The organism is Paenibacillus glacialis, assembly GCF_001637205.1.
GTDB classification, from domain to species: domain Bacteria; phylum Bacillota; class Bacilli; order Paenibacillales; family Paenibacillaceae; genus Paenibacillus_AQ; species Paenibacillus_AQ glacialis.
Genome location: NZ_LVJH01000024.1, coordinates 58865 through 66903, shown reverse-complemented (window position 1 = coordinate 66903; position 8039 = coordinate 58865). Strand labels below are relative to the sequence as shown.

8 protein-coding genes and 2 pseudogenes are annotated in these 8039 nt (G+C 40.5%); 1 reads left to right on the top strand and 9 read right to left on the bottom strand.

Going from position 1 to position 8039, the window contains the following annotated elements; all coding sequences use genetic code 11:
• A pseudogene (locus tag PGLA_RS13895) lies at positions 1–728 on the top strand (transposase); the annotation flags it as partial.
• A gap of 453 nt (positions 729–1181) precedes the next feature.
• Here PGLA_RS13895 and PGLA_RS28990 read toward each other — a convergent pair.
• From PGLA_RS28990 to PGLA_RS13860, 9 genes and pseudogenes are all read right to left on the bottom strand, one after another.
• A pseudogene (locus tag PGLA_RS28990) lies at positions 1182–1271 on the bottom strand (hypothetical protein); the annotation flags it as partial.
• A gap of 135 nt (positions 1272–1406) precedes the next feature.
• Positions 1407–1928, bottom strand: coding sequence for a GrpB family protein (locus PGLA_RS13890; RefSeq protein ID WP_068533682.1), 522 nt, complete (start codon positions 1926–1928; stop codon positions 1407–1409).
• A gap of 488 nt (positions 1929–2416) precedes the next feature.
• Positions 2417–3364: a hypothetical protein gene (locus PGLA_RS13885; protein ID WP_068533680.1), complete on the bottom strand. Its 948-nt coding sequence runs from the start codon at positions 3362–3364 to the stop codon at positions 2417–2419.
• Positions 3324–3917 (bottom strand): RNA polymerase sigma factor, encoded by a 594-nt coding sequence (locus PGLA_RS13880; RefSeq protein WP_068533678.1) that lies wholly within the window; start codon positions 3915–3917, stop codon positions 3324–3326. The genes PGLA_RS13885 and PGLA_RS13880 overlap by 41 nt, the downstream gene beginning before the upstream one ends.
• A 102-nt stretch (positions 3918–4019) precedes the next feature.
• Positions 4020–4193, bottom strand: a complete 174-nt coding sequence (locus tag PGLA_RS28020) for a hypothetical protein (protein WP_161487905.1) — start codon at positions 4191–4193, stop codon at positions 4020–4022.
• A gap of 70 nt (positions 4194–4263) precedes the next feature.
• Positions 4264–4587, bottom strand: a complete 324-nt coding sequence (locus tag PGLA_RS13875) for a hypothetical protein (RefSeq protein WP_068533676.1) — start codon at positions 4585–4587, stop codon at positions 4264–4266.
• A 389-nt stretch (positions 4588–4976) separates the two neighbouring features.
• Positions 4977–5615, bottom strand: a complete 639-nt coding sequence (locus PGLA_RS13870) for an MBL fold metallo-hydrolase (RefSeq protein WP_068533673.1) — start codon at positions 5613–5615, stop codon at positions 4977–4979.
• A gap of 256 nt (positions 5616–5871) precedes the next feature.
• A complete protein-coding gene (locus tag PGLA_RS13865) occupies positions 5872–6531 on the bottom strand; it encodes a DUF4085 family protein (protein WP_068533671.1) in 660 nt (219 codons plus the stop codon).
• 766 nt (positions 6532–7297) lie between these two features.
• Complete coding sequence (locus PGLA_RS13860; protein WP_068533669.1) at positions 7298–8026, bottom strand: GNAT family N-acetyltransferase; 729 nt, start codon at positions 8024–8026, stop codon at positions 7298–7300.
• Positions 8027–8039: the final 13 nt, after the last annotated feature.

Genomic DNA, 8039 nt, shown 5'->3' with positions numbered 1-8039 from the left:
ATTGTGTTCCCTGAACTTCGGCATGTCTTTAAAATTCTCACCTGCACTAGTGCCATTGCCACTTTAAGGCTGTTTCCTCTCCCGAAGGAAATTAGCCGATTAACGACAGATCAAGTCATTGCTGGTTGGAAACAATATGTGAAGCGTCATGCGGGTTTACGGCGGGCCGAGCAGCTTATTGCACTGGCTAAACGTAGCGTTGGTGCTACAAAGGCGCTACATGCCTACAAATTGCACTTGGGTCAACTGCTCGAAGAATACGATTTGCTCAGCGCCAGCTTGAGCAGATTGAACACGAAGTACATCTCGTATTGGAGCGCATTCCCTATGCCCAAAAGTTACTTTCCATTCGAGGTATAAATGTAACCAGTCTAGCCGGTGTGTTAGGAGAAGCTGGTGATCTTAGTGATTACGCACACGGAAATGCCTTGCTTCGTCATGCGGGTCTAAACCTGGCTGAGGCCAGTTCCGGGAAATGGCGTGGGAAAATGGTGCTTAGCAAACGCGGCCGCCCTCGTCTCCGACGTTTTCTCTATCTTATGACGATGTGTATGGTCATGACCAATCCGGATGTTAGAGCCCTGCACCACTACAATGTAGACGTGAAAAAGCTCAAGAAAATGAAATCCATTATGAAATTATGTGGTAAAGTGGCCCGAATGCTTGTTGGCCTAGCCAAGAGCAGCGAAGCATATAGTTCAGTTAAAGTATTTCCGCAAGCAGCTTAAGCGCGTTATTTCTCCAGCTGATGCATTCGCAGGATGGACAAGAAGCACGGAGTATCGGGAAGCATTAAGCAAAAGGGCTCGGACCCGTTCCGTTAGAAAAACCGACCTCCACCCCTTAGTTAGATGTGACGAAGGAATGAAAGGGCTTGGACCCGTTGAGACATGGGAGTGAAAATCGCTAGGGGCGACATGGAGACGTGCAGGATATGGAACAAATTGGATGATATTCCCTCATCTTTATTCCTGCATGCCCTTTCAGGTGTTCCAAAACTACCGACTCCTCTGTCTCCTTCTTATCTGACACTTAGCTAAAGGTGAAATCCTGCGAATTCATGAGCCTGAGTGAGAAAACTAAATCATCTCGAGGGAGCTTAATCATCACGCCAAATTCTTTGAATAATTGGCTTGGTACCATTAAATCTACACCTGTATTTTATGTAAATTATTTTGTATCTATTTCCACTCTTCATCTAGAATAGCGTAAAAATATTCGTCCCACCATTCTGTACCCTTTTTAAAATTGGCAGGCATACACTTCTTAAATTGTGTTCACGAACCCTCACTGGCTTAGATAGCTTTTATCTTAGCCAGTGCAGGGTTGTCTGCTGAATAGACTTCCCGAAATCCTTGTCAGACCAAGGGCAAGAGCCCGCCACGTGAACAGATTGTTATACGCAGTTATTGCCTTCTTCGATCAGCTGCCGATATAATCTTATTAACAAAATCTGTTTTCGCATCAGCATAAGCCAACTTATCTTCGGAGTTTTCCTTTGACAATCTTTCTTTAAGTTCTTGATACTTCAATCTAGCGATGTCATTGGTTCTTAAATAATCTCTTAGCATCAGTTGCTTGTTTAAATATTCACTTCCAGTTTGGTACATATGAATTTGATGTGTTCTCGGCTCACCTTTATTGAAATAATGTCGATCCGGTAAGACATCAGTTCCTTTATACGAGTATCCGATTTTCTCTAAGCCTTCAACACAATTAATTCCTGACTCAAATAATTTTATTTCTATTGCAATATCTATTATTGGTTTTGCACTTAGTCCTTTTATAGCGGTGCTTCCAATATGATGAATCGCCAAAATGTCATCATTAATTTCAATTCTTATATTCTTTTCTTCCTCATTAAATTCAATTTCCCACTGCTCTGTCCAAGGAACAAGAAAAACCTGACCTTTAGGTAATCCAAGCACTTATATCATCCTTTTTTCTTTAGGTTTTTAATGATTAGCAGTAATTGCGTATAACGTTTGGCATTTCTGACGTTCAAGCGGCTTAAGGACCAGGGGTCCGGGTGGCTTCGCCACTTAGCATGTTGGATGTGTCGCCTGATTCACTTCTCCGAAAATCCCCTTGGTGACCAAGGAGCGGTAGCGACGAAGCTGAAAAACATTGTTATATGACGTGACCACTTCTTTAAAATAGCTTTCAAGATATGTTCTCTACATTTTCACATATGTCTTTAAGAAAGGCACTGGGCATTCAGGAATTACTTGAGCTGAAGTTGAATGAGAAAGAAACGAAGCTATATAACGATTTTGCAATTTGATCCGAATTAATATGGCGGGCCTTGCACCCGAACCGGTCCAGTAATAAAGCATGTAGCCGTCCCCTACCAAAAGGAAAAACGGGAATCAACCCCAATTAGCTTTGGAGAAGATTCCCGTTGTTTTAATATTTATTATTCCAAATAGCCTTCGGCAATTTTCATCAAAGTTTCTTTGCTTACTTTATTTATGTCTCCACGTAAAGTATAGGCGTATTTTACCTTTTTGTCTGGGCTCTCGTATACCCATTTCAGCTCGTGCCTCTGCGAAGGACCAAATTCTGTATGCAGCATTTCTACTCCCTTCACTTGAACCTTCTCCTGCTTAAATTCAACTTTCTCGTCAATATACATTCCAGGGGCGCTCTTTCCAGTCAGATTAGTGATATCAACCGCGATTTCATCTTCGCCATTTTGATACGTAGCAAAGAGAAGGAAAAACTGATCTGTCATTTCAACCGGCATCATGGCATATCCCTGATTGGATGCTTCCGCCTGTTTTCTCAGTTTTTCCGCCAGCGCCTTTTGTTCTTCCGGAGAAGGTGGATTTACTTCCTGAGCATTTCTAAACATCACTTCCGCTTGTTTGAATGTATAATTTCCATTGACACTGTCTGGAATCTTAACGGATTTATCCGTAATCTTATCTCGCAATTGAGTGAGATTTTGGAATGGAGTCATCTTCGTTCCAAGATCCGTTTGATGATTCGGGTTATTGGCAACCAGATAGAACAGTCCAGCTTCACCGCTCTTTAGCACCTTCTCCTTAAGAGCATAAAATTCTTCGCCATGCTTCCTATCCTCTTTCGATTCTGGTCCCATCTCTTTCGCCGATTTAGTCTCATACACGACCTCGCCATCCTTATTCGACAAAGAATGATATTGAACTGCCGCATAACCTGTGGAGGCCATTAACATCATTCCTACAATCGCAGTTAAAGCAACTTTATATTTCACAAAAAACCTCTCCTTTTCTTTTGGCTTAGCATTTAGTATTCTCATTACTTTTCCTGTCAAGTCGGCGTCGGGAATGCGCGGGTCATCAAACAGTCTTTTCAAATCCCGATCCCTGTCCATATTCATACACTCCCACTCCCTTCACTTGAGCATAATGCTTTCGAAATTTTGCAGATGCACGTTCGTATTTTTTACGAAGGCTGGCACTGTTTTTGCCGAGAATCAACCCGATCTCCTGGTAGCTTTTATCCTCGACACAACGTAAGATTAACAAATTACGCTCTTCCGCCGATAATTTTGCCATGGCTTGATGTACGGATTCATCAAAATAGTTGGCTTCAATATGCAAGTCGACTTCATTATTTTCTTTCTCATCCTGGTAATAGAAAGGCAAATATTTCACCAACTTTCGCTTACGGATGATGTCGATACATTGATGGTAAGCAATCTTGTATACCCAGGCGCCAAAATTCATCTGATGTTGGGTATATTTCTCCAAGGTGCGGAATGTCTTCAAAAATACTTCCTGTGCGTTATCCTCGGCTTCGGCATAATTGCCCAGCATATGATAACAGTAGAGAAAAATCTGTTTTTGATAAACCTCCATGATTTTCTCGAATTTTTCTGTGTCCCCGTCCAACACATCTGCAATGATCTGACTTAACTCCGTATCATTCAAGCTGTCTCCCCCCCTTTCACTCTATACAACGAACAGCTCGACCCAAAATGTGACAGCACCAAAAATCACTACCATCTAAATCGAGCTTCGCAAGGAGCTTGTTCAGTCCGATTCCGTAAACCCAATTCCGTTAGGATGCACCGGTCGCTCCCCTGGCTTGTCCATCATGGTTAAGGAAAGACTTATATTAAATCGGAACATATTCCATCTAAAAGTCGTTAGTTTGATCGGAATGTCAATGTAGAGTTCAGCCGAAACTTCTTGAAATTCGACCATTTTGATTTTTGGAACAATGCACAAAAAGCCGCTCTGTTCGCATCATATGCACAGCAGCTTTTTTTTGTTTTTATTTGAATAGCTTCAGATTGCTACCCGATCGTTGTTTTGGAGTAGCTAGACTACTGCACAAAATCTCAAATAACTCTAATCCATTCAAAACTCTATGAATTGTCCGTCCTATATAACCATAGCTACCTAATCCATATAAAGCTCTATATTGTGACTTATGAGCCAATTCATCACCAAAAATATTTAAATATTTCCTTCTTATCGTACTCCACAAACCATAGTCATATGTATTATTCATCTGATCTAATGGGATATTTCCTATTATCGAATGATATCCATCGTTCCAGCCACTATAATTAACTATCTCCAGGGCGAATAACAATCCGTTCCTCTCTAATTCTGTAGCCTTTGGTTATGATGGTTTGGTATCTCTGTAGTCATAAATAAAAACTAAATGCATCCCGTTGTTAAAAGGATTTTGGGGATTTAGAATATTTATCTTTATCACGTGTCCAAAGTAACTTCCTTGAACTTTCGATACTATTAGTTCTGGTCATGTCATATAACGTATGTGCATTCCTGACGTTCGAGCGGCTTAAGTGAACGTAGGAAACGGCCGCGATGCGCTTAGGTGGTGCGGATGTGTCCCGGCATATACTTCTCCGACCTTTCCTTCGGGGACCGAGGCAGCTTGTCTGCCGTAGCGAAAACACATTGTTTACTGATGTAAACGACTTCTTCGAACCACTTTCATATCTCATAAAAAAACTACTATAATTCATATATTATCTTGTCTAGTACTTCCTTTCCAAACACCACATTATGCCCCGAAATCCATGTTTTAGCATCCAGTTCTTTATATCTTAAAATTGTATCCTTAAATACCTCTTTTTTCGAATAAATACTCGGTAGGATTTCTTCTATTGAATCTCCAATATTATCTCCAACATTTATTACTTTTTCTTCTTCATCTAGTACACTGATTGAGTCTATCGTATGTCCAGGTGTATAAAACAATCTTACTTTATCTTCTGGAAAATACAGTTCATTCTCAAACACTAAAGTTGGTAGACATTTTTCTACTATACCATCACAGTACTTTCCATACCTATCAAGCATTTCATCCCATTTATCATTGATTAAATCTCTGCAGAGTCTATGTGATATGATTATCGGATTTTGAAATGAACTGTTCCCCCATATATGATCCCAGTGATGATGCGTATTAATAATAATCATTGGCTTTCTCTCAGTTCCCAAATATTCCTGGATTGGTTCCATACATTTATGACCTAAACCAGTATCAATGATATAGTTATATCTTGTACCCAATATCAAATGAATATTTTGATCGAAATCATAACTGAATGTAAATACAATATTCCTATTACTAATCTTGTTAATTTCCATGCTTTCATTCCTCCACGATTAAATGATTAACTCACTGTATAATTTTTGCCTTTCGGTTATTTCAGTTAACGTTGGGGTATCTACGAACCCGAGAACCTTAAGGCAACTTGTTGCCGGCCGCGACGCGGTTAGGTTCGTAGAGGTTGCCTGCATGATTCTACTTCTCCGAATTTCCTCGGGCAGACCCAGGGGCGTAAGCCCCGCAGCGTAGATATGATGTTAGCTGATGCCATACACTTCTTCGTTATTGCTACAATTAGCCTCTCGATTCTATTATTTTCAGATCACTAAATGTGATTTCTAGTTCTGCTAGTTCCAGCCACCTATTCATTAATATTTGCACTTCAAATAAATCTTGTTCAATTAATCGTACTTCCATCCACAGACAGCTATTATTAGTAAGTTTAAATGAGTATTGAAATTTTCGTACTCCAGTAAAAATTAATCTTATTTGTTTTTCTTCCACAGTCTTAATTAGAAGTACAACATTATTTTCTTCATTACTAAACTGTAAAATCGTCGCATCATATATAAGATATCTATTATGTAACTTTTTTATGTCTTCTGTGAGGTTACTTGAAATTGAACTGTAATATTGGTTATATTCCTCCCCAATTGATTTCCATTTCAAATCCCATTCAGCTTTCCATGTATTCACTTTATTTTGTATAGTTATTTCTGGTATATTACATATCATTAAATTCTTATCTTCTACATATTCCAATAAATTCTCTGGTAGATACTTAAGATAGAATGGTTTCATGTATTCGAAGTTTTTTAATGATTCTTTATAATAATCTCTTCCTTCATTCTCATACAATTCTATCCATCCTTCTAACTCTTCCTTTGACTCATGAAAGCAAAGACTCCCTCGAACTTGCATTTCTTCATATATCTCTTTGGTGAAATATCTCATTACTTCCTCCGAAATAATTTATTTGTATGGTTTCAGCTAACGTAATATCTGCGACACCCTTCGCAGATCCCTACCACCATATCTATATTCACGACAGACTATATTACATTCGGGAAAACTATCCCTTCCTAATCATCATAAATATCACCATTTAGCTTATCACATAATCCATACTATGGATATTTCCATTAAAGTAAATTGCCCGTTAATTGAACAGGCTCGAGAAGGGCATTACAAAATTCCAGATTATGTGCGGATGTACCCGTGGCTGCTACCAGACACTGTTAAACATATAAAAGGCCCTGATTTGCCACTTTCGCTTTTCTATCGAAGGTGCCACACATCTCTTAATTTTATATGTACCGACTATCGGCTTAGTCACCGAAATCCACCCGATATACGAACAAGAGTTTTTTCTTTCTTCCCCTAAATGAACATTTTCTTTCCGTAGCCTTTGTTTCTCTGCTTCTTTATTTTTTTGTTCTTCCTTCCGACTTGCAGCATTTCGATTTCTTTCTTCAATGAGTTGACTTATAACGTCCGGTAAGCTACTACCTGCTACTGTACAACTCTCGTGTTAATTACTCTAGTTCCTCTTTTAACTCAATTAGAACTTGTGTAGGTGTTCGAGACATGTTCTCCCCCTTGTATACATATTACCGATCGCGGCGAGCTGACCAGGCTCAAAAATGTATACATTTCACCCTGGCTGCAGCGGCGCCGGTTCGGCCAGCAAAGTATGATAATTTAATTTTGAATCGGACTCTCAGTCAGTGGAGTCGGGAGAAATCACATCCCATTTTCCAAACAGCGTTAGACCCGCCGCTTTTGCCAGCGACACAGACGCCAGGTTATCGAGCTGGCATCGGTACTGGGGTTCGTATCCCTGATCACATGCGTACTTGCTGATTGAACGCACCACTTTGCGGGCGTGACCTTTTCCTCTAAAGGGCGTCAGAGTCAGTACGCCGAGATCCGCAATTTGCGCATCCTCCCAGGGATACATGCTGGCGGCGCAGACCAAGCGGTTTTGCTCAAAAGAGCCGAACACCGCCCAGTGATCCAATTCCACATATGCGTCATCCAAATCTTGTTCCGAGGCGGAGGATTGGAACTCAGAGAAAACCGCATCATCTTGCTCTGTTAATCGGCGTAAGTCACCTTCCAGGTTTTCTTGCAGCAATTCGTTCTTATCAGCTTCTGAAAAATAAAAAAGATAATCTGCGCCATGCAGAGTGACTCCCGCTTCATTCAATTTCCGGCGAAAGGTCGGCTCAGACAAGTCTTGTCCTTGATAAAGGTCTATCTTATCAGCCAGCGCAGGCGTCAGGACTGCCATAACCCGGCCGTCGGAGGTTTCCAGAACCATGACCCGACTGTCTTCGCTCAGGTCAGGGTTGATAGCGACAGTAAAGACTTCATCGCTATAAAGGACGTCTCCGCTAAAAAATTGCGCATGCCAAAAGCCACTTATCGTTTGTGAAAATAAAGGCATATTTCTTACTCCC